General features: G+C 58.9%; 20 protein-coding genes and 2 rRNA genes. 8 read left to right on the top strand and 14 right to left on the bottom strand.

Features of this window, described 5'->3' with window-relative positions:
- Positions 1-13: 13 nt before the first annotated feature.
- The 4 genes from Har1131_RS08645 to Har1131_RS08630 form a co-directional block, all read right to left on the bottom strand.
- Positions 14-2,944: ribosomal RNA gene (locus tag Har1131_RS08645) — 23S ribosomal RNA — on the bottom strand.
- A 369-nt stretch (positions 2,945-3,313) separates the two neighbouring features.
- A 16S ribosomal RNA gene (locus tag Har1131_RS08640) occupies positions 3,314-4,785 on the bottom strand.
- Together the 16S and 23S rRNA genes form the textbook arrangement of a ribosomal RNA operon.
- Before the next feature lie 628 nt (positions 4,786-5,413).
- Entirely contained in the window at positions 5,414-5,710 is a 297-nt protein-coding gene (locus tag Har1131_RS08635) for a translation initiation factor eIF-1A (protein ID WP_044951882.1), read from the bottom strand.
- 152 nt (positions 5,711-5,862) lie between these two features.
- Positions 5,863-6,099, bottom strand: a complete 237-nt coding sequence (locus Har1131_RS08630) for a UPF0058 family protein (protein ID WP_004516302.1) — start codon at positions 6,097-6,099, stop codon at positions 5,863-5,865.
- 279 nt (positions 6,100-6,378) lie between these two features.
- Here Har1131_RS08630 and Har1131_RS21725 point away from each other — a divergent pair, with 279 nt between their 5' ends.
- Positions 6,379-6,555 carry a hypothetical protein gene (locus Har1131_RS21725; protein WP_023843307.1) on the top strand — a complete coding sequence of 59 codons (177 nt, stop codon included), beginning with the start codon at positions 6,379-6,381 and terminating at the stop codon, positions 6,553-6,555.
- Between the two features lie 65 nt (positions 6,556-6,620).
- On the opposite strand, the gene Har1131_RS08625 is transcribed toward Har1131_RS21725, so the two are convergent.
- The 9 genes from Har1131_RS08625 to Har1131_RS08585 all read right to left on the bottom strand — a co-directional run bounded on the left by Har1131_RS08625 (position 6,621) and on the right by Har1131_RS08585 (position 16,174).
- Entirely contained in the window at positions 6,621-7,376 is a 756-nt protein-coding gene (locus Har1131_RS08625) for a hypothetical protein (protein ID WP_064287440.1), read from the bottom strand.
- Positions 7,373-7,837 (bottom strand): hypothetical protein, encoded by a 465-nt coding sequence (locus tag Har1131_RS08620; RefSeq protein ID WP_050007435.1) that lies wholly within the window; start codon positions 7,835-7,837, stop codon positions 7,373-7,375. Before Har1131_RS08620 ends, Har1131_RS08625 begins: the two co-directional genes overlap by 4 nt.
- Positions 7,837-8,724: a hypothetical protein gene (locus Har1131_RS08615; protein WP_050036693.1), complete on the bottom strand. Its 888-nt coding sequence runs from the start codon at positions 8,722-8,724 to the stop codon at positions 7,837-7,839. Before Har1131_RS08615 ends, Har1131_RS08620 begins: the two co-directional genes overlap by 1 nt.
- On the bottom strand, positions 8,718-9,290 hold the full coding sequence (locus Har1131_RS08610; protein ID WP_151145934.1) for a hypothetical protein: 573 nt from the start codon (positions 9,288-9,290) through the stop codon (positions 8,718-8,720). The genes Har1131_RS08615 and Har1131_RS08610 overlap by 7 nt, the downstream gene beginning before the upstream one ends.
- A gap of 2 nt (positions 9,291-9,292) precedes the next feature.
- Positions 9,293-9,817: a hypothetical protein gene (locus Har1131_RS08605; protein WP_151145931.1), complete on the bottom strand. Its 525-nt coding sequence runs from the start codon at positions 9,815-9,817 to the stop codon at positions 9,293-9,295.
- 57 nt (positions 9,818-9,874) lie between these two features.
- Entirely contained in the window at positions 9,875-11,911 is a 2,037-nt protein-coding gene (locus Har1131_RS08600) for a type II secretion system F family protein (protein WP_151145928.1), read from the bottom strand.
- Positions 11,908-14,400, bottom strand: coding sequence for a type II/IV secretion system ATPase subunit (locus Har1131_RS08595; RefSeq protein WP_151145925.1), 2,493 nt, complete (start codon positions 14,398-14,400; stop codon positions 11,908-11,910). The genes Har1131_RS08600 and Har1131_RS08595 overlap by 4 nt, the downstream gene beginning before the upstream one ends.
- A 137-nt stretch (positions 14,401-14,537) precedes the next feature.
- Positions 14,538-15,683 (bottom strand): pyridoxal phosphate-dependent aminotransferase, encoded by a 1,146-nt coding sequence (locus Har1131_RS08590; RefSeq protein ID WP_014040636.1) that lies wholly within the window; start codon positions 15,681-15,683, stop codon positions 14,538-14,540.
- Positions 15,680-16,174 (bottom strand): Lrp/AsnC family transcriptional regulator, encoded by a 495-nt coding sequence (locus tag Har1131_RS08585; RefSeq protein WP_008313373.1) that lies wholly within the window; start codon positions 16,172-16,174, stop codon positions 15,680-15,682. Before Har1131_RS08585 ends, Har1131_RS08590 begins: the two co-directional genes overlap by 4 nt.
- Positions 16,175-16,291: 117 nt before the next feature.
- On the opposite strand from Har1131_RS08585, the gene Har1131_RS08580 reads away from it, so the two are divergent.
- The 3 genes from Har1131_RS08580 to Har1131_RS22515 all read left to right on the top strand — a co-directional run bounded on the left by Har1131_RS08580 (position 16,292) and on the right by Har1131_RS22515 (position 17,538).
- Positions 16,292-16,624, top strand: a complete 333-nt coding sequence (locus tag Har1131_RS08580) for a hypothetical protein (RefSeq protein WP_014040637.1) — start codon at positions 16,292-16,294, stop codon at positions 16,622-16,624.
- Between the two features lie 75 nt (positions 16,625-16,699).
- A complete protein-coding gene (locus tag Har1131_RS08575; RefSeq protein ID WP_014040638.1) occupies positions 16,700-17,290 on the top strand; it encodes a thioredoxin family protein in 591 nt (196 codons plus the stop codon).
- A gap of 119 nt (positions 17,291-17,409) precedes the next feature.
- A complete protein-coding gene (locus Har1131_RS22515; protein ID WP_023843309.1) occupies positions 17,410-17,538 on the top strand; it encodes a hypothetical protein in 129 nt (42 codons plus the stop codon).
- Here Har1131_RS22515 and Har1131_RS21720 read toward each other — a convergent pair.
- Positions 17,535-17,693, bottom strand: a complete 159-nt coding sequence (locus Har1131_RS21720) for a hypothetical protein (RefSeq protein ID WP_014040640.1) — start codon at positions 17,691-17,693, stop codon at positions 17,535-17,537. The genes Har1131_RS22515 and Har1131_RS21720 overlap by 4 nt on opposite strands.
- Positions 17,694-17,892: 199 nt before the next feature.
- Here Har1131_RS21720 and Har1131_RS08570 point away from each other — a divergent pair, with 199 nt between their 5' ends.
- The 4 genes from Har1131_RS08570 to Har1131_RS08555 all read left to right on the top strand — a co-directional run bounded on the left by Har1131_RS08570 (position 17,893) and on the right by Har1131_RS08555 (position 22,108).
- Positions 17,893-18,930: a hypothetical protein gene (locus Har1131_RS08570; protein WP_050007437.1), complete on the top strand. Its 1,038-nt coding sequence runs from the start codon at positions 17,893-17,895 to the stop codon at positions 18,928-18,930.
- 50 nt (positions 18,931-18,980) lie between these two features.
- Positions 18,981-19,649 (top strand): O-methyltransferase, encoded by a 669-nt coding sequence (locus Har1131_RS08565; RefSeq protein WP_050036695.1) that lies wholly within the window; start codon positions 18,981-18,983, stop codon positions 19,647-19,649.
- A 101-nt stretch (positions 19,650-19,750) separates the two neighbouring features.
- Positions 19,751-20,353 (top strand): chemotaxis protein CheC, encoded by a 603-nt coding sequence (locus Har1131_RS08560; RefSeq protein WP_023843310.1) that lies wholly within the window; start codon positions 19,751-19,753, stop codon positions 20,351-20,353.
- A gap of 102 nt (positions 20,354-20,455) precedes the next feature.
- Positions 20,456-22,108, top strand: coding sequence for a long-chain fatty acid--CoA ligase (locus Har1131_RS08555; RefSeq protein WP_050036696.1), 1,653 nt, complete (start codon positions 20,456-20,458; stop codon positions 22,106-22,108).
- Positions 22,109-22,119: the final 11 nt, after the last annotated feature.

Raw genomic sequence — 22,119 nt, 5'->3', positions numbered from 1 at the left:
GTCACAGTGCGTATGAATGATGGCTTTGGTCTGTTAGTGCTCGTGGGCTTAACGTCTCGTTACCTCGACGCGCACACCCCGAGTCTATCGACCGCGTCTTCTACGCGGGACCTCAACGGTGTCTCTTTTCCAAGTGGGTTTCGAGCTTAGATGCGTTCAGCTCTTACCCCGTGTGGCGTGGCTACCCGGCACGTGCTCTCTCGAACAACCGGTACACCAGTGGCCACCAACCGTAGTTCCTCTCGTACTATACGGTCGTTCTTGTCAGACACCATAACACACCCAGTAGATAGCAGCCGACCTGTCTCACGACGGTCTAAACCCAGCTCACGACCTCCTTTAATAGGCGAACAACCTCACCCTTGCCCGCTTCTGCACGGGCAGGATGGAGGGAACCGACATCGAGGTAGCAAGCCACTCGGTCGATATGTGCTCTTGCGAGTGACGACTCTGTTATCCCTAGGGTAGCTTTTCTGTCATCAATTGCCCGCATCAAGCAGGCTAATTGGTTCGCTAGACCACGCTTTCGCGTCAGCGTTCCTCGTTGGGAAGAACACTGTCAAGCTATCTTTTGCTCTTGCACTCTTCGCCGGGTCTCTGTCCCGGCTGAGATAGCCATAGGGCGCGCTCGATATCTTTTCGAGCGCGTACCGCCCCAGTCAAACTGCCCGGCTATCGGTGTCCTCCTCCCGGAGTGAGAGTCGCAGTCACCGACGGGTAGTATTTCACTGTTGTCTGGGTGGCCCGCTAGCGCGGGTACCTCTGTAACGACTCCTACCTATGCTGCACATCGGCGACCACGTCTCAGCGACAGCCTGCAGTAAAGCTCCATAGGGTCTTCGCTTCCCCCTGGGTGTCTCCAGACTCCGCACTGGAATGTACAGTTCACCGGGCCCAACGTTGGGACAGTGAAGCTCTGGTTAATCCATTCATGCAAGCCGCTACTGATGCGGCAAGGTACTACGCTACCTTAAGAGGGTCATAGTTACCCCCGCCGTTGACAGGTCCTTCGTCCTCTTGTACGAGGTGTTCAGATACCTGCACTGGGCAGGATTCAGTGACCGTACGAGTCCTTGCGGATTTGCGGTCACCTATGTTGTTACTAGACAGTCCGAGCTTCCGAGTCACTGCGACCTGCTCCGTTCCGGAGCAGGCATCCCTTCTTCCGAAGGTACGGGACTAACTTGCCGAATTCCCTAACGTTGGTTGCTCCCGACAGGCCTTGGCTTTCGCCGCCATGGACACCTGTGTCGGTTCTCGGTACGGACACTATGCTCGTCTTTTCATGGGCCCCAGGTTGAATCACGTTTCCCTATACCGCCGTTCGTCCGCTTCGTGCCATTACGGCTTCCACGGAGTTGGACGGTTCGACCGGGCGAATGCCCGGCGTGATCGACCCCAGGGCGTCAACTTTCACTGCATAGTGGCACAGGAATATTAACCTGTTTCCCATTTCGTCATAGTCGAGTTGCGGTATGACTTAGGACCGGCTAACCCTCAGCTGATCAGCAGTGCTGAGGAACCCTTATCCATTAGGCCGTCGGGGTTCTCACCCGACTATCGCTGCTACTATGGCCAGGATTTTCGTCACTAATCGGTCCACAGGAGCTCTCGCCCCCGCTTCCATCCAATTAGAGCGCCAATCTACTCGATTACCAGTATGAGTGGTACGGACAGGTCTCGGTGGTGGATTTGAGTCCCGATCATTTTGGGCGCCTCAAACCTCGGCCGGTAAGCTGTTACGCTTTTCTTAGAGGGTAGCTGCTTCTAAGCTCACCTCCCGGCTGTCTAGGGCTCGAGACCACCTTCAGAGGATTACACTTAATCCACACTTGGGGACCTTAACCTATCTCTGGGTTGTTCCCCTCCTGGTACACAGGCTTACCCCGCGCACCGGAATCCCCGCGTCAAACAGCGTCTGTAGGTTTGGAGTTTGACAGGTGTGCCGACTCCTCTCGGAGGCGGACACACCAATCGGTCGCTCTACCCCACAGACTACCTCGGCGGAGGTCATGCTTCGACATGTTTCGATTGGAACCAGCTGTTGCCGGACTCGATGGGCCTTTCACCCCTACACATAGATCACGAGAGGGTATTGTAGGACACCAACTCTAACAGACTTCCACGTGCCTTTCGGCACGCTTCATCTTGTCCATGCGTAGATCGTCCGGATTCGGGTCGTGTCCACATGGCTCCCCGCGCTTGAACACGGCGGCCCTCGGGCAAAGCCCTGCGGCCATGTCGGTTTCCCTGTGCCTCCCCGGATGCTCCGGTTAGACTTGCCATACAGACACACTCCCTGGCTCGTTTTTCAAAACGTACGACAGAACATCGGCTTCCTGTAAGTCTTACTGGACGCTCGCGCGTCGGTCATTCGTTACAGGACCTTGTATGCCCTGTCGCTCGATCGCCAACTGATTTCATGCTCTATTTCGCCTCCCTTCTGAGGGTACTTTGCAGCGTTCGTTCACACTACTTGTTCACTATCGGTCTCAGGTTGTGTTTAGCCTTCGCAGTCGATGCCTGCGTTATTCGCGAGGGATATCCAACCCCCGCTACTCTGGCACTACCGCACAGCGTACTGGTCTCGAGTACGGGGTTGTCACCCTGTATCACGCTCTGTTCCAAGAGACTTCGTCGAGACGGTCGGCTGATGAGAGGTAGCCCGGACACCACATTGCCCGTGAGGGCTTCGGTTTGGGCTGTATCGCGTTCACTCGCGGTTACTAACGACATCACGTTGCGTTTTCTTTTCCTCCCGATACTGAGATGTTTCAGTTCTCGGGGTTCCTCATTGCGCGAAGCAATTGTTAGAGAGATTCTCATTCGGAAATCTGTGGTTCTTCGCCTCCGTGCGGCTCCCCACAGCTTATCGCAGCTTGGCACGTCCTTCATCAGCGCCTGAGCCGAGCAATCCACCAGCTGGCATAGTAGCCAACGTCGTTGTGACTCGTTCAACTGAACGAGTCCAGTGGACGCCTGGATCGCACGTACACACGGTTTCATACTCGCCCCCAAGGTGGAGATGGTGGGCGAATCGACCCTTCCCAGGCGCGGTTTCACCCGACCTGGTGCATCTGTCGTCGTATCACAGTCGAACGCCGTCCCACACTTAAGGGGACGGATTCGAAGCGATACGGAGTACGGACCCGTCGGGAGTTGCACCCGACATCCCCGTGAGGGGATATCCGCCTCGGATAGGTCTTTGTGAGCCCAGCGGGCCCATGCAGTAGTCGGCGCTTGCCGACTCGCGGTGACTTGTGGTCACCAGTCAGTGTAGGTGGGTCAGGGCAAGGCCCTGATCCCGGTCAGTAGGAGGTGATCCAGCCGCAGATTCCTCTACGGCTACCTTGTTACGACTTAAGCCCCCTTGCGGAGCCCAGATTCGACCGTCGCATGACGGCCTCATCCGGACCCCACTCGGGTGCTTTGACGGGCGGTGTGTGCAAGGAGCAGGGACGTATTCACCGCGCGCTTCTGACACGCGATTACTACCGAATCCAGCTTCATGCGGGCGGGTTTCAGCCCGCAATCCGAACTACGACTCCGTTTGGAGATTAGCTTCGCCTCTCGGCGTCGCATCCCACTGTCAGAGCCATTGTAGCCCGCGTGTTGCCCGGTCCATTCGGGGCATACTGACCTACCGTTGCCCATTCCTTCCTCCGCTTTAGCAGCGGCAGTCCTCCTAGTGTACCCAACCACCACAAGGGTGTTGCTGGCAACTAGAAGTGTGGGTCTCGCTCGTTGCCTGACTTAACAGGACGCCTCACGGTACGAGCTGACGGCGGCCATGCACCTCCTCTCAGTAGCGTCGAGTAAAGTCGTCAACCTGACTGTCATTACTACTGTCGGGACCGGTGAGATTTCCGGCGTTGAGTCCAATTAAACCGCAGGCTCCTCCGGTTGTGGTGCTCCCCCGCCAATTCCTTTAAGTTTCATCCTTGCGGACGTACTTCCCAGGCGGCTCGCTTATCGTCTTCACTACGGCACATCACGTGCTCATGGCGCGTGACATACCTAGCGAGCATTGTTTACAGCCAGGACTACCCGGGTATCTAATCCGGTTCGAGACCCTGGCTTTCGTCCCTCACTGTCGGGTCCGGTCTCTCAACGTGGTTTCCCCATTGGTGGTCCGTCCAGGATTACAGGATTTCACTCCTACCCCGGACGTACCCGTTGAGTCTCTCGGCCCCAAGCTGTGTAGTTTCCACCGGACGCCGACCAGTTGAGCTGGTCGATTTCCCAATGGACTTACACAGCAAGCTACGGACGCTTTAGGCCCAATAATATCGGCCATCACTTGGACTGCCGGTATTACCGCGGCGGCTGGCACCGGTCTTGCCCAGTCCTTGTTCCTGTACCACCTTACGGTACAGAAAAGCGAGGGCTATATGCCCTCACACTCGGAGTCCCCCTATCGCACTGTCGTGCAGTGTAAAGGTTTCGCGCCTGCTGCGCCCCGTAGGGCCCGGTATCTTGTCTCAGATACCGTCTCCAGGCTCTTGCTCTCACAACCTGTACCGATTATCGGCATGGTGGGCCGTTACCCCACCATCTACCTAATCGGCCGCAGCCACATCCTACAGCGCCGGAACGTTTCTAACTCTCGGCACTCCAGCCTGAGAGTTATATCCGCTATTGGCCTCAGTTTCCCGAGGTTATTGCGGTCTGTAGGGTAGTTTGGCCACGTGTTACTGAGCTATATGCTACGAGTCTAAACTCGTGCAACTAGCATGGCTAAATCGGACTCCGATAGCAATGGCCTCCGGCAGGATCAACCGGAATGTGCTGATATACATCAGCGGCGGAAGTGGTTGCACTCCGTCGGAAGCTAACACACTGGTTCCTACACCAGTGTTGACTACTGCATGGGTCCGTGGGCTCACATCAGATTCCATCTTGACGGCGGACCGCAGGGGTGGAATCCTCATGGGGTGGATCTCGCCGGCCCCAAAGGGGAAGGCGAGATCCTCTCGTAGCTCAAGCCGACCCAGGTGGCCGACCGAGCGTGTCGACCCGGGCTCGCTGCCCGGTGCGACCTTCGCATTAGTTCAGAAGACGGGGGAACATATAAATGAATCGTCTCACACCCGCCCTGTGTAGAACACACACGACGCATACGTAACGTGATGGCGTGACACGCATAACCGCAAGACGGCATCCGGGTGTCGGTGATCCAACGTGTATTCGTTCTCAGATTCTGACATGCGGTTCAGTGACCGAGTTCCAGCCAGCCATTATATATCAATTGGGAGTAGTAGGAACTCGACGGTAGACAACTGTAGTGTGCCGAGAGCTAAGAGCAAGGGTCGGAACACTCGACAAGCAAGCAGTCAGACCAGGGACAATCGCTGGTCACAGCAGAGAACTATCTCACTGTCGTCGTGAACCAGGACGCGGTACAGTGGTAAAATTAGGCGGTCAGCGAGTCGATGTGGCCTTCGGCACGGAGCTGGTCAGCGTCTTGCCCCTTGTAGCGCCATTCGATGTTGGCCTTCTCGTCTTGCCAGTCCCATGGTTCGGCGAGAACGATGTCGTCCTCGTTAATCCAGGTTCGGAACTTCATCCGGCCCGGAATCCGTCCGAGTCGGGTTTCGCCGTCCTCACAGCGAATGCGGACGTGGTTCCCACCAAGGTGCTCTGTTACCACTGCAAACATCTCGTCGTTTGTAGGCATGCGGAGATTCCGCCGCCCTGAATCGTCGCTCACAATATAAATACAGTGTCCTCCCGTATAAGTCGTTTGAGAGGCGAGATAGCGTGTACCATGCGGCCGACATAGCGGCCGTGCCACGGCAGGAGCTTGCCGATAGCTACTGGGAATAGTGAACGGTGAGAACGAACTGACGACAGGACGTCGATTCAGTCGGCAGTCAGCGCCTGTGGTTCGTCGGCTTCCTCGGCCATCGCATCCGTCAGTCCGGAAGCGAGCGCAAACACTGCTTCCTTGTGGTCAGTCTTCGATTTGTGGATCGATGTCGGTTTGACACCGAGATCAGCGTACAGGTCGTGCTCGACGCTCGTGTCCGCTTCGTGCTCGTAGTGGTGTTGTACCTGCGCGAGGAGGCTGTGAAGGTGAATGAGTTCTTGCTTCTTCATTAGTGTCCAATCTTATGGAGTGGAGGGTAATAGTACTACCTTGCCAACGACTCACATGTCGCTACCGTTCGGATACGACTCCTCCCAATCTCAGATGCAAAGATAGAGCCGTTTACCGGCATATGAGCACCTGTATCACGATTTTCGTCTACGGATCGTAATATTCTGTTTTCCTACCCTAATATCGAACAAAACAGAGAGTTGCCACTATGTAACTCTCCCTTCATTAACGGCTAAAGAGAATTGAGGAGGCTACTGACTTGCGAAGCGCTCTCAATCATGAAAGACCACGACAATGTATTAGTATTCGAACACTTCATACCTGCTGAACACGTACCTATGGCCGTAATGAACTGGAAGCACCCACGAGACAAGACTGCGGCTATGGCGAAACAAGAAGAAGCAAACAGCGGGACGGAGTGGTCATTCATCGCAGCGCTGATGACTGCTGCATAACGGTTTTCTCACCGTCCAGAACTGAGTCCTACAGCGACGGGTCTATGCACCGCAGACAGAGGCCGTTAGGTGACAGTACGGATATCGACCGTCGTATTGTGGACGACAGCGCGGCTGACACCAGTACACTGGTAGGTGTGTGGTTCCGAGTGGCCCGACCAGTTCGACAGTTCCTGCTCGAACAGGCGGTGCCATGCATCCGGATATGCAGTCTCCGAGACGTTGATCGAGACGGTTGTCGCGGACGGTGACTTGCCAGCCTGTGGCGAAATAAGCGTCTTGTTCTGGATAGCGGTCTCGATTGTGACGCGGTTCGACGACGAGAAATCCGTCTCTCCGTCGAGGGAAAGGGCAGAGATGTATACACTGTCACTTCCGGGGCTACACCGGAAGCGGGGTTTCCGTGAAACGACCAGCCCCTCCTGCTGGACCCGGTACACTGCACCGCTGGTGTAGACGATATCAGTCCCCGAATCAGTCTCCCGAACGAACGCTCCGGTCGAAATATTCGTTGACTGCCCGTCGACAGTTACGTTAAGCGTCGACGGTCGGATGGAGAGTCCGTGACCCTGGAGTTTCATACTCGTGGTCCGTCGTGGAGCGTTGCCCTGAATGTGGTCGCCCGTGGTTTCCGCGAACCCGACCATCGACGTTTCTGCGACATCGGTTGTCGCCCCCTGTTGGATTGCATCGAACGCCCCAAGCCCACCAAGCGTCACCAGCCCAATCCCAGTAATGATGATGCTGAACGTGAGCGTAAACGCGAGCAGGTCGGACACGCCACGGTCGTGACCGCTTTGGCTTGACAGCGGCGAAGTCATCCGCGAGTCACCTCCATACAGCCGGCTGTCTGGTTGTACGATACAGCCAGGGGCCCACTGGAGACGACAGACGGGCAGACATTAGTTTCGTTCTCGAAGCGGACGACAGCATACCGATTCAGTCCTGATGCGTTCACGTACACACGCGTGCGCGGAGTATCAGGAGAAACCTCGACGTTGTACGACTGATCAGCGATGCGCTCGGGATACATCGCACGGAACGATACTGTCGAGTTGAGCGTGTCGGTGTCGAACGCATCTAAGCGGATCAGGTCGCGCGCGATACCATCGCCGACGTTCTCCAGAGCTTCTTCAGTCACTCGCTCACGCTGTGAGTCTACCATCTGGCTCCCGCCGATGAGGAGGCCGGTCACCAGCAGCGACGTGATACCGATAGTGAGTGCCTGCGTGACCGCCGGCGAGACGCCGCGGCTGTCAAACAGGAAACGGGCGAGGTTCATCAGTCGTCGACCTCCACCAGTACTGTTCGATTGTAGCTCGCAGACGGTGTGTCGTAAGTCATGTCGATGGCAGGGACGACTGGATAGTTGACACGAGCAACTGGAGCGGCATAGTTCGAGGACGGGAACGTCCCGACTGCCGCAAACTGGTACCGCCCTTCGGCCTTATTTCCGTTCTTTATTTCAATTGAGTACGGGGGGTCAAGGCTGTGATAGCTATCGAAAGAACTGCTGTTACTTCCGACAGTGCATGACCCAGCGACAAGGTCGACGTTGACGTCTCCGTTGCCGTGACACTGCGTTTTGCCGTCGACCGTGACGTTGTTTCCACTATCAATTGTACTCGGCTCAACTGACAGTTTCATGTCCTCAGAGCCGTTTCGAATGACGACAGTGAAGGTATTCATCGAGCCGCCGACGACGTCCGCAGTGAGATTGAACACTGCAACGCGAGAGACATCATTCGCAACTAGCCAGTCGTTCTGCGGCCCGCCCGAGGGGTCTGGACGTTGGAACTTGGAGGACGTGCCCGTCTGATTGACTTCGGTACCAAGCGACGCCGACTCGTTCAGCGTCGCGTTGAGATAGGTTCCGCCGCTGCTTGCGACGACCCGGTTGTGCGTTCGCGTGTAGTTCCGAAGCGCGTACTCGTATCGCTCCTCGAATCCATCGAGGCCATCGCCACGCGCTTGGGCCGCGAGTTGTCCAAGGTCGCGCTCGACAGAGGCTTCGCGGTCAGCCGTGCGCTCGATGGTATCCGCACTTCCGGTAGTCGTGATACCGTCAGTGACCGCGAGACTGTGAGCAAACAGAATCGTGCTGAACACGACGATAGCGACAGCAATACCACCGACCAACAGCAGTTGTCCGCGCTCGTTGGCTACCATACGACCAGACGCACCTCCACGACGTTGTAGACGATAGAGTCGGGCTCCGCGTCGGGAGCGAAATACCCGTCGACGGTCGAGAGGGGAGGTCCGGTCCCGCTGCAGTCGCCGATTCGAGCGGGCATATCGTCGGTCAGCGTCACCGTTTCGGTCGCGACGGCTGCGTCGGCTGGCCGGTCAGCAACGTTTGCGTCTGTTTCCTGCGAGACGATGGTAGTCTGGCGCGCGTCCGAATCCGAGTCCCAGTAACTGAAGTATAGATTGTAATGGTCGCCCTGTCGGTCGAAAGTCTGGTTCAGCATCATCTCGAACTCGGTGGAACTGCCAGTCTGATTGCCGTTGAGTGTCGGCGTTCCGACGCTGTAACACGCCGTCGCGTTGTGCAGCGCTCCGGTTTCTGCCGCCAGTGATAGCGTGTCGCTCGCACGACTCTCCAGTTCTGCTGTCCGCTGCTGGGAACCCGTCTGGAACGGGCCGGTGTCGACTGCCGACAGGCCGTAGACGGTCGCCGTCACAACGACGATGGCCGCGAGAACGCCTTCCAGCGTATAGGCTTGGCCACGCATCGTTACCACACCCTCACGACGAGCCAGCAGACCGGGTCGCACTGGCCGGTCGCGTTTGTCAGTTTCACCACGCGAGACGTCGTTGCGACGTTCGTCCGACCATCGGCCGACGGTCCCCAGGCGAGTCGCTCGCCATGGTCGTCGACTGCCGGGTCCCGTGTCCCTGCTTTGAGCGATGACGCGTTGACCACCGTTACGTTCACCCGCGGGTTCACGCGGCGCTCCGTCGCGACGTCGAGTCCGGCTTTCTCCTTGAGACCGCGGAGACCGTCTGTGTCTGCGTTGAGGGACGCATTGATCCCACCGCTCGTGTTGTAGCGAATGAGGTTCCGCGTCCCGTCGACGGAGTAGTTTTCGACGAGGTACGTCCCCGCCCTGTCCGCAATTGGTTGGTTACGCTGTACGTCTGGGGATTCGTACACGCCGACCGCACTTCCCTGTACGAAGGCCAATACCCCGATTATCGTCACGAGCAGGACGCTCACCCCTACGGCGAAGTCCTGCGGTGTTTGTGCTCTTGTATCCATGTCCCACACACCCTATTTTCTGTCTGATACGTTCGCTGTCGAACCGCGAGTGGGGCGCTATCCCACGGCGATCCACACCACCAGTGCAATCGTCGACAGGACGACTGCGAACTTTACGCCGGCGACGAGCTTCACTTCCCGAATGTAGCCGGCGATAAACGACGACAGCAGCGCCTGCAGCGTCACCGCGTGGAAGAACAGCATCGACAGCAGTTCCGTGTCGACACTGCCACCGAACCCACCGCCGGGCGCGCTCGAACTGCTTGACCCGGAGGCCTGCGTCGCCAGCCCCGACATCACATCGAGGAACTGTGTCTTTAGCAGCGCCATCACGCCCAAAAGCGTCAGGTAGGTCATCAGGATGATGACCGTCTGCATCCGCGTTCGGGACTTGCGCTCCCGTTCAATGTCGTCCTGGTTCTCCGAGGCCTGAGCGGCCGTCGAGAGTACGTCCTGAATCTGGCTGGAGGCCTCCTGTGCCTCCGCGATAAGCTTGACCGTCCGGGCCAGTCGTGGGACGTTGTACTTGTTGTTAAATTCCCGGAGCGCGTCTTTCAGGCTCGTTCCGTAGTTTACCTTTGCGTGGATGGTCTCGAACTCCTCGGAGAGCTTTCCAGAGGACGTCTCGGAGACCACCTTGACCGACTCCAGCAGCGTCATTCCGGTGTCGTTGGCTGACGCGAGCTTCCGGAGGTTCTCCGAGAGTTTCCCGATTATCGCCTTCCGCGAACGCTGGTTCCACTCGTAGAAGATCATCAGCGGGATGAAGTTGATGTACATCGGGACGTACACCCAGAAGAACGTCGAGCGGACCGGGACGGCGATCATTCCATCCAGCGATAACGGAGCCCAGCCGATGACGATAGCCGCGACGATGGCAAGGATGGACAGCGGGACCGTCAGCCACAGCACCAACAGCGGGTGGTCACGGAAGAACAGGTCGGGCCGTGTGAGGATGGCGAGGAGTTCGTGGGTCCCTTCCCGGCTCTTGATCCGGTCGAAGACGCTGTAGGTGCCCGTGTAGCTCTCGATGAGTCCGAGGTTGAACACGCCGACACCTTCGTCGACGACGAGTTCCTTCTCGCCGGGGCTCGAACGCAGATAGCCGTCCCCGATAGAGTCCTGCGTGACAGTCGAGACGAGGACCAGAAAGCCCAGCCCGGTCAAGGGAATCAGCCCGTACACGGTGCCGTAGATGAGCGACTTCTGGGCGTTGCCCATCATCGACATGATGACAAGAATGATGATGAGAAGCAGCGGGAACAGCGAGAGCGTCATGTACATCTCGCCGAACAGCTCCAGCGTCTCCAGCATCTTCTCCTGTTCCTGCCGGGCGGTTCGCATGTGCTTTTCCTTCTGGTCTTCGAGGAAGGAAGTCATGTCCCCGCCGGAGTTGATAATAGAGAGCATGTCCGTCAGGAACTGCGACAGTTCGTCCGACGGAGTCTGCAGCGCCTGGTTCCGGACAGCGGTCCGGTAGTCGGTATCGAAATACTCCGTCTCCAGTACGATAGACTGGAACTCCTGTGCGACCTCACCGTACGTGTCTTCGGCCCGCCCCATCGACTGCAGGATTTCGAGTTGATTGAGCCCGCCCACGGACAGCGCGTACATGAACGAGATCGAGTCGGACAACAAGACGTTGATTTCGCGCTCGCGCGCGCTCGCACGGAAATACGGAATCGAGACAAGCGAGCCAAAGCCGATACCGAACCCGATGGCACCGAAGACAAAGCCGGTGACGATGACGAGGAAGGGGAGTTTCAGCACGGCCAGAATCTCTGAGACGCTCTCAGACACCGGAATCCCGATGAGCGTCGGCGCTTCCCCACCGGCAAACAGCAACTGGACCAGCAGATAGCCGAGGAACGTGCCGACGAGCCACAGTGCGAGGCCCGCAATGACACCGACCGCGAGCGCGCGTGCGAGGAACATCTCGACGTTGTCGGCCATCCGGGCCTCCGCGAGTTTGTTCTCGACGCTGTTGACGAAGTCGCCCTCGTCGTCGAACACCATCTGGTACGCCGGGTAGAACGTGTCACCGAGGGCACCGCCGCTGCCCACCTGTTGCTGACTCGGGGTGTCGAGGCTCATTCGCTATCTGCCTCCGCTCCGGCCTTCGGAACGAACTGGCCGAAGTCGATGCTGTCTTCGTCAGCGCTTTCCTCGGAATCGTCCATCAGTGCCGAGACGATGTCCGGCGTTTCGCGGCTCTTGTACGTGTTGAACAGCGGCTGTGCGTTGTCGAGCACCTGCTTTGTCTCCTCGACCATTTCCGGCGGCGCGTCCGGCCGGGGCACCATCTCCTCTTTTTCCGGGTCGATATCGATCTTGACAGATTCCATCTCCCGGAGGTCCTCGAGCGACAGTTCGAGCTGGTCGTTGGCGATGAGCGTGAGAATGGTGTCGGGGTCGTTGATGAACGCCTGGATGGTCGCCGCGACCTGCGTGTAGGTGTTCAGCCCCTTCTCGATGAGGTATGCGAGGACGACCTTGCGCTTGAACAGTTCCTCGTCGAGTTTATCCTGGGTCCACCCGCGGTCGAACTTGATCTCCTCGAGGGTGTTGGAGTTCCCCATCTGGATGTACTCGTCCGTCTCGGCGCGCCACTCGTAGACGTCCCGGACGTTGATCTCGTCGTTCTCGGCGGAGTACTCGTTGATTTCGGTCAGGGACTTGTTCCGGCGGACCTTGTTGCCGTCGACCCGCGTCTGGGTCTGAATCGACACGAGGTCGAGCGCCGTAAACAGCGTCTTCGAGACGTTGATAGGTTCGGTCGTGAACCGCTTGATGACCTCGCCGACGGAGTCGGCGTGGAACGTGGTGTAGGTGGTGTGGCCGGTCGACATGACCTGGAACAGCGTCCGACCTTCCTCGCCACGGATCTCACCCATGACGATGTAGTCCGGGCGCTGACGGAGTGCGGCCTCCAGCAGGTCGAACTCGTCGACGTCGCCCTTGTCGTCCTCACCGAAGGAGGGGCGCGTAACGCTTGCCACCCAGTTCCGCTGTGGCAATTCGACCTCGCGCGTGTCCTCGATAGAGACGATCTTGGAGTTCGACGGGATGAACAGCGAGACGGCGTTCAGGCTCGTCGTCTTCCCCGAGGCAGTACCGCCGGCGAAGATCAGGCTCTTGTTGTTCTCGATACAGAGCCAGAGGAACGCCATCTCGTCCAGCGAGAAGGTGTTCCAGTTGATGAGGTCGATCGGGGTAAAGGGCACGTCCTTGAACTGCCGGATGGTGTAGTTCGTCCCGTGGTCGGACACTTCCCGGCCCAGCGTCAACTGGGCACGCGACCCGTCCGGCAGCGTCGCGTCGACCTGGGGCTGGCGCTTCGAGATACCCTTCCCGGAACGCTGGGCGAGTTTCACGACGAAGTCGTCGAGTTCCCCCTCGCCGTGTTCGACGTTCGAAATGATCTGCTCGTAGTCGGTGTGATAGACGAACACCCGGGAGTTGTACCCGTCACAGGAGATGTCCTCCACGTTGATGTCGTGTTTGACGCCGTCGATGCGGGCGTAGCCGACGAAGTCCCGCTTGAGCATGTACAGCAGCTTCTCGACCTGATACTCGTTTAGCTTCGGGTCGTCGTCTTCGAGGATAGCCGGCTCAGGCCGTGTCGAAATGCCGGAAAGTTGGCCCGTGGTTTCACTTTGTGTTTCCTCGTCCAGTCCGAACAGTTCCTTGACCTGCCCGAGAACGCTTTCTTCACCGCTACTGGAGACTGACCCGTTATAGAGGTCGTACCGCGAGAGGAGTTGTTCGGCCTCCCGCTGGATGACCTGTGCTCGGTCGGCGTCGGTCCCCTGAACGATCACGTCGTCCTCGGAATACTTGATCGCGGTCTTGAGCTTGCCCGAGAGGAACTCTCGGAGGTCGGTCTCGATATCGGTGAGATACGGCTCGATGACGTAGTACTTCTTCTCGTTCTCTTTCCGTGAGTGGAAGATGATGACGCAGGCGTAGGGCTTGTTGACCCAGTATCGTTCCAGTTCGTTGAAGTGAGATTTCTTCGACTGGGGAACGGCTTTTTCGAGGTCGTAGCGGTTGACGACGGTTGTGTGGCCGTCTCGTGTCGAGAAGAACTCGTCTTCGTCCAGTTCCGGATTCACGTCGACGGTGTTTTCGTCGACGTACTCGTGCAGTTCACTGGCGATGTCTTCGGCGGCGGACAGCTTGTTTTCCGTGTGTTCGGGATCGAAGTTCAGATACTCACTTTCGTCGAAAGGGATGACTTCGCCGTCACTGTCACGGGGGAGACTGCCGTCCTCGTAATAGTACTCCTGTTTGAAATGCTCCCATGTGTAGATGTCTTTCGCGACTGGTGTCGTGGTTGGGTCGAGATACTCCTCGAACGGCGCTTGCAGTGTTTTACCGGCACTTGCCGCGTCTTCGAGACGCTGACTGAGTTCTCTCGGCTCGAAGCCGAGGTACACGCTCCGGTCGAACCGCCCCCCATCGTGTACCTCCCGCCGGAGATCGTCCCATGTGTATTCGCCGACCCGTACAGGCTCGTCAGTCAGGTTCCCCCCACCGTTGACCTGATCCGACTCACCTCCCCCAGTATCATCGATAGCCATTGTTATTCATCTCCAGTTAGGCAGGAAAAAACTTTATCCCCACCAAATGTCGATGAAAAAGAAGTTCCGGTTGTTCGTATCACGGTCTCCTTACGGTAGTAAGTGGACCATACTGAATGTTTCGCCGAGATTAATTGTCAATTAAGGAACGATTCGATCCGGGCCATCGCTTCTTTGAGATCGTCGAGACCGGTCGCGTACGACACTCGCAGGTGGCCCGACCCGCCTTCCCCGAAGGCGGTTCCGGGCACGACCGCGACCCGCTTTTCCTGAAGGAGACTCTCGGCGAACTCGCCGGCATCGTCCCAGGGACATTCCGGGAACGCGTAGAACGCCCCGGCCGCCGGGAAGCAGTCCAGGCCCATCTCTTCGAAGCGGGTGAGGACGTACTTCCGTCTGCGGTCGTACTGGGCGGCCATGTCCGTAACCTCGTCGCGGCAGTTGTCGAGGGCCTCGATAGCGGCGTGTTGGGCCGTCGTCGGGGCCGAGAGCATCGAGTACTGATGGATGCGGTTCATCGCCTCGATGGCCTCCGGCGGGGCCATCGCGTACCCCAGTCTGAACCCCGTCATCGCGAACGCCTTCGAGAAGCCGTTGAACACGACGGTCCGCTCGCGCATCCCGGGGAGGGTAGCGATAGACGTGTGGTCGTGTTCGTACGTGAGATCGGCGTAGATCTCGTCGGCGAACACGAGGAGGTCGTTTTCACGACAGAACGCCGCGACAGACGCCATCTCCTCGGCCGTCATCGTCGCACCGGTGGGGTTGTTCGGATAGCAGTACACGAGCGCGTCGGCCTCGGCCGCGCCGGACGATTCCAGCACCTCTCGGGTGAGTTTGAACTCGTCTTCCGCGCGTGTCGGAACGTCGATAACGTCGATCCCGGCGAACGTCGCGCCGGGGACGTACGAGACGTAGCAGGGCTGGGCGATAGCGATGGAATCGCCGGGGTTTAGCAGCGCCCGGAAGGCGAGGTCGAGCCCCTCGCTCGCGCCCGCCGTGACGAGGATTTCCTCGTCGGGGTCGTACTGGAGATTGTGCGTCGCCGCCTCGTAGTCCGCGATGCGTTCCCGGAGTTCCCGCTTCCCGCGGTTGGCGGTGTACGAGGTCTGGCCGCGTTCGAGCGACGCGATAGCGGCTTCGCGGGCGGCCCACGGGGCCGAGAAGTCCGGTTCCCCGACCCCGAGCGAGATGATGTCGTCCATCTCCTCGGCCAGTTCGAAGAACCGCCTGATACCCGAGGGCGGCACGCTGTCGACTCTGTCCGCTGCTTCGAATGTCATGGTGAGACGGACAGGCGGTCGTCGTCGTCGTGGTCGTCGAACTCCATCCCCTGCTCCTTGTACGACTCCATGATGTAGTGGGTTACCGTCTGCGTGATCTCGGGAATCGGCGCGATTTTGTCGCTGATGAAATGCGACACTTCGCGCATCGAATCGCCCTCGACCTCCAGGTCGAAGTCGTAGTCACCGCTGACGAGGCGAAGCGAGGTCACTTCCGGAAACTTCGCGATCCGGTCGGAGATGTCGTCGTAGCTGGTCTCACGGTCCAGCGTGACGTTGAGTTCGACGGTGGCGCGAACGCGCTCCTCGTCGGTCTCGACGGCGTTCCAGTCGACGACTGCCCCGTAGCCGCGGATAACACCTGCCTCCTCGAACTCCTCGATAGCCTCGGCTACCTCGCTCTCGGAGTAATCAGTCAACCGAGCGATGTCCTCGGTCGTGTAGCGAGCGTTCTCCCGTAGCAGGTCGAGTATCTCGCGGCGACTGCTCATACAGTGCCAGGAGAGTGACGCAGACAAAAGCCTTGCTCAATAGTGAGAGAGCGTCACACCATTCGGTCGGAAATACACCAGACAGTTTTAATATCTCTGACGGTTAGGTGTCGACTAATGTTCGAAGAGGGTGGCCAGCGGGCTGGTTCTGACACGGGATGGGCACACATCTCGAACCACGACAAGGCGGCGACAGTTATTGACACGATACTCCGCCTCGATGCGGACGAAACGTATACGAAAACAGCCTTGAGCGAGGCAGCCGGTGTGCCGCTGAAGACGCTGTACCTCGACGGGACGCTCGAAGAACTGGTGACGGTCGGATTACTGGAAAAACACGAGGCGGAGGGGAAAGAGACGCTGTTCTCCGTTGACGACGGGAGCGCCGCGTTCGAGGCAGCGAAAGCCTTCGATACTGCGGCAGCGACGTCGGAAGAAGCGGACAGTTGAGCAAAAAGCGGTCGTCTCGGAAGTCAGTGTAGCGCGTCCATGGACTTTTAGCGGCGACAGTCGTAGTAGGGAGCGATGGTTTCACTCGATTCGGAGTCCGACGTGCTCGGGCGTGGGGACGAAGCACCGCCGTTCGAACTCCCGGGAGCGGACGGGGCGACGTACTCACTGTCGGATTTCGCGGACAAGGACGCACTACTGGTCGTATTCACCTGCAATCACTGTCCGTACGCGAAAGCGAAGATTGACGAGCTAAACCGGCTCGCGACGGAGTATGACGACCTCGCTGTCGTCGGGATCAATGCCAACGACCCCGAGGAGTACCCCGACGACTCCTTCGAGCGGATGCAGGAACTCGTTGAGCGCGGCGAGATACAGTACGACGCGTATCTGTTCGACGAGACCCAGGAGGTCGCGGCCGCGTACGGCGCCCGCTGTACCCCCGATCCGTTCCTGTTTCACAACGACGGCGGGACGTTCAAACTGGCGTATCACGGCCGCCTCGACGACGCGCCGAACCCGGACGACGAACCCAGCGAGCGGGAGATGGCCGCACACGTCGAAACGTTGCTCGATGGCGACCAGATTACAGCCGCTGAAAAACCGTCCAGAGGCTGTTCGATAAAGTGGAAGCCCGGCAACGAACCGGCGTACTGGGACGCCTGATCGGGGCGGCCCAGCGTGAGCAGTGCCTTCGAGACGAGTGCGTCGCCCGGAGTGAATCGGTGATCCAGAAGACGTGTTTCAAGCAAGACACTCCTAGCTACGGCCATTTTTATGCAGTGGTGGGACAGCCGTCAGCATATATCATCAAGAAGCTCATCCACGACGTGGAGACGGTCGTCGGCAAGGTGCTTGAAGATCGATCGACCGAGGCTGCCTTCTGGCACCCAGACCGTAGAGCCCGTCGTTAGATTTCGTCCAGCGACTCGAACCCGCTCCAGCACTCACAGTCGAGGTCGTCGATAGACGTGACCTCGTCCGGAAGCGAACTTATCGGCATCCCGTCGTCAAACTCATCACACTCCTCGATGTGGATAGAAAAGTCGCTACTCGACATGATTGGCATAGTAAGTAATACGCCGTAGTACTGCAAAAATCCTCGGAATCGAGACTGTCCGGGACACGCCCTGAGACCCGCTCACATAGAGGGGGGCCGATCCGGACAGTGCCTCATTTTCGAGCGGTTCCTGATTGAATGTTACCCTATATCAAGGGAACGCTTATTTGTTGATGGGTTTATGGTTCCTGATACGATACAGTACGCAATGAACTCCGGGAGTGGGACAGTGGACCAGCCTCTGAGCGAGGCCGCGTCCGTATTGGTACTGGCACGCGGTTCGAGCGACGCCGAACGAGAGGGGTGTGCCGGATTCCTGACTGAACAGGGAGTCAGTGACTCGAAGGCCATCTGTGTCACAGTGTCTGAGTCCCCCGATTCCCGCCTCTCGCTGTGGCAGCAGCACCTCGACGACGAGATGCCGGAAGAGGCGATTATCGTCGACGCCGGCAGCGAGTTACCGGCTAACTCGCAGGCAGCGGCGTCTGGCGCATTTCCCTCATTGACGCTTGATACCCTTCCCTCGACAGTGGAGCCGATAGACATCGGAGCGGCCGTCTCTCGCCATCTCGGCCGACTGGAACAGGCAGATGCACCGCTGCTTCTGTGCCTGCATTCGCTTACTGGACTGCTTGAGTCCTGGGAACGTGACCGCGTCATCGCGCTGGTGACCGCGTTGAACCGACAATGTGCCGAGATGGACGTCTCCGGCCACCACCACATGGACCCGGAGGCCCATACGGAGGAGACAATCGAGATGTTTCGGCCGCTGTATGACGTCGTGTACGAGTACCTCCCGGACCACGGCTGGACCGTCACAGCATCGAAAGACGCGGAGGAGATGCCGACGTTTCGGGACACCGTCGCCCCACCTGGTGGCGTCAAGAAGGGCGACCCGGAAGAGCCCGAAACGATTCCGATACCCTACTCGTTTGACCAGGTACTGGAACTGATCTCCGCTCCGCGGCGACGCAGTCTCCTGTATCACCTGAAAGACCGGTCGGACGCCGAGGTCCCACTGGACGACCTCGTCGACCGCGTCTACGAACGCGAGAAGGCCATCCCGGCCAGAGCGACCCCCAAATCACGCGACGAAGTGGGCGTGTCGCTGGCACACAATCACCTGCCGCGGCTGGACGACCTCGGAATTCTCTCGTACGAGACAGCGGCCAACACCGTCGAGTACTACCCCAATCCCGCGCTGGAGTCGGTCATCCAGTACGTCGAGCGCCTCGAACTCGGCTAATTCCGGTCCCGACCCACTCATTTATGTCGTCCCTACCGGCATAGCCCGGTATGGACGAAACCCCGCTCCCCGATGTCACAGAGCAATTCGCCCGTACGATAGCGCCGGCCAGCGATCCGGTCATAGAGGAGATGGACGCCAAAGCCGACCGGGAAGGGTTCCCGACGGTCGGTCCCGCAGTCGGTGGCTGGCTTCGCCTCGTCGCCCGGATGGTCGACGCCGACCGTATCTTCGAGTTCGGCTCCGGCTTCGGGTACTCCGCGTACTGGATGGCCCCCGCGGTGTCCGACGACGGGCAGATCGTCCTGACGGAGATTGACGCCGACGAACTGGAGGAAGCCCGAGAGTTCCTCGACCGCGGCGGGTTCACCGACCGGGCCGCTTTCGAGCACGGGGACGCAATCGAAACCGTTGAGAACTACGACGGCCCCTTCGACGTGGTGCTCGTCGACAACGAGAAACACCGCTATGCGGAAGCATTTGAGGCTGTCCGCCGGAAAGTGCCGGTCGGTGGGGCGGTGGTCGCCGACAATATGATCGAGGCCGGGCCGCTGGAGTTCGAGGAAGTACAGGCGTTGCTGGACGGCGGCGACATCGACGCCAACGAAACGAGTCGCGGCATCGCCACCTATCTCGAACGCGTCGGCGACGACCCGGCGTTCGAGACCGGATTGCTGCCGCTCGGCGAGGGCGTCGCTGTGAGCGTCCGCGTGGAGTGAGCAAAGCGGTATCAACACGCTCCGATTCTCGCCGACGAAAATGCGGGTGCATAGCTTATGTATGAGGACACACAACTCAGCGGCAACGCTGGTCCTAACGAATGAGTCTGATGATAGATATTCGGAAGCTCGGGTTGTTCAATCAGATGGCTAAAGAGGGCGGTAACACCGTTGCGAACCACCTCAGCCAGATGACAGGGATGGAGACGGAGATGGAGATCACGAAGATCAACTTCATCGATATCCCCGATATCAAAACGCACGTCGGCGACGAGAAGCAGATCGGTATCAGTATCGAAATGGTGGAAAAGCCCCACGGGCACATCCTGTTCCTGTTCAACGCCGCCAGTGCGAAGGACCTCGCCACTGGGATGATCGGCGATATGGGGGAAACGGACCCCAATGCCGACGGCTTCACCGACATGGAGCGCTCGGCGATTCAGGAGATCGGCAACATCATGACCAGCGGCTTCATCGATGGCTGGGCGAACGTCCTCGATACGACCATCGACATCTCTACGCCGAACTTCACGTTCGGCCCCGGGAGTGGGATGGTGGACCAGCTCGTCGGCGACCGGGACAACGAGATGGCGCTGATGTTCGATTCCCGCGTCCACGCGCTGGAGTCTAACATCAACGTGAAAGTGTACACGTTTCCGGAACTGGAAGAGCTGGTCGACCTGATGCAGGAAATCGAAGTGTAAGCAGACGTGTGCGAACGGGGCGGCGAGCACTGCGGATGAACTCCTTTTCCCTCATGAAAGATTTAGCAGTGTTTCTTGTATCGTGAGCCCCTGCATCATGATATGCCAGGAGGCAGCCCGCAAACTCTACGACCGTTCCTGTGGCGTGCAGAAACACTGTATCCGGACACGGAAGTCGTCTCTCGTACCCACGAAGGCATCGTCCGTCACGACTACGCCGAATACGCCGAACGGACGGCGCAGCTAGCGAACGCGATCGAGGAAGCCGGCTACGGCGACGGCGAACGGCTCGGGACGTTCTGCTGGAACCACAGCCGGCACTTCGAGACGTACTTCGGGGTACCGGGAACCGGTGCGCAGCTACACACTATCAATCCGCTCCTGCCAGACGAACACATCCAGTACATCGTCAACGACGCACAGGACGAACTCATTTTCGTCGACGAATCGCTCCTGCCGAAACTCGAAGGTGCCGCCACCGATGACCCCGAGTCCTTCGAAACGGTCGAGCAGTTCATCGTGATGAGCGAGTCCGTCCCCGAGACGGACCTCGATGCCGTCGCCTACGAGTCGTTCATCGCCGACCAGCCGACGGAGTACGACTGGCCAGAACTGGAAGAAGAACGGCCCGCAGGCCTCTGTTACACCTCCGGGACGACCGGACGACCGAAAGGTGTCGAGTACACCCAACAGATGCTGTGGAGCCACACGATGGCGATCCAGTCGCCACAGGGGATTCCACTCGACGACGACGACGTCATGATGCCCGTCGTCCCGATGTTCCACGTCAACGCGTGGGGACTCCCGTTTTCGGCAACTGCGGGCGGGGCCAAGCACGTCTACCCCGGCCCACAGCCGGAACCGGCGGACCTCGCGAAGCTCATCGAAGAGGAGGACGTCACCGTCACCGCCGGCGTCCCGACCGTCTGGCTGGGGCTGATGGAGTACATCAAGGAAAACGACGTCGACCTCTCGTCGCTCGAACGGCTCATCGTCGGCGGAAGCGCTGCGCCCGAAGCGATGATCCGGTTCTTCGACGACCGCGACGTGGAACTCGTCCACGCCTGGGGGATGACCGAGACGGCCCCGGTGGGTGCGGTGGCGTCCCTGCGGAGCGACCTGGAGGACGCCGACTACCAGACGCAACTGGACAAGCGGGCGAAGCAGGGACTCATCGCACCCGGGCTGGAGTTCCGTGTCATCGACGACAACGGCAACGAGGTCCCGCACAACGGGGAGGACTTCGGCGAACTCCACATCCGCGGGCCGTGGGTGACGACGGAGTACTTCAAGCGGCCGGAAGCGAACGAACAGGAGTTCGAGGACGGCTATCTGAAGACCGGTGACGTGGTGTCCGTCGACGAGGACGGCTACATCAAGATCGTCGACCGGGCGAAAGACGTCATCAAGAGCGGCGGGGAGTGGATCTCCTCGCTCGAACTGGAAAACGAACTGATCGCCCACGACGACGTGAACGAAGCGGCAGTCATCGGTGTCCCGCACGAGCGCTGGCAGGAACGCCCACTTGCGATGATCGTTCCGACGGCCGATGCCGACGAGGAGACGCTTGGTGATGAACTCCGTGAGTACATCCTCGAGTCCTACCCCAAGTGGTGGGTCCCGGACAACTTCGTCACCATCGACGAGGTTCCGAAGACGGCAACCGGAAAGTTCGACAAAAAGTCGCTCCGTGACGAGTACGCCGACGAATCGCTCGTCGAAGGTCGCGTCCCTGACGACGCCGCGCCGGAATAGGGGAGTTGGCG

Origin of the sequence: Haloarcula sp. CBA1131 (assembly GCF_008728975.1) — an archaeon.
In the GTDB taxonomy this organism is placed as follows: domain Archaea; phylum Halobacteriota; class Halobacteria; order Halobacteriales; family Haloarculaceae; genus Haloarcula; species Haloarcula hispanica.
The sequence above is the reverse complement of the archived record's forward strand: the minus strand, read 5'-3'. Positions and strand labels throughout refer to the sequence as shown.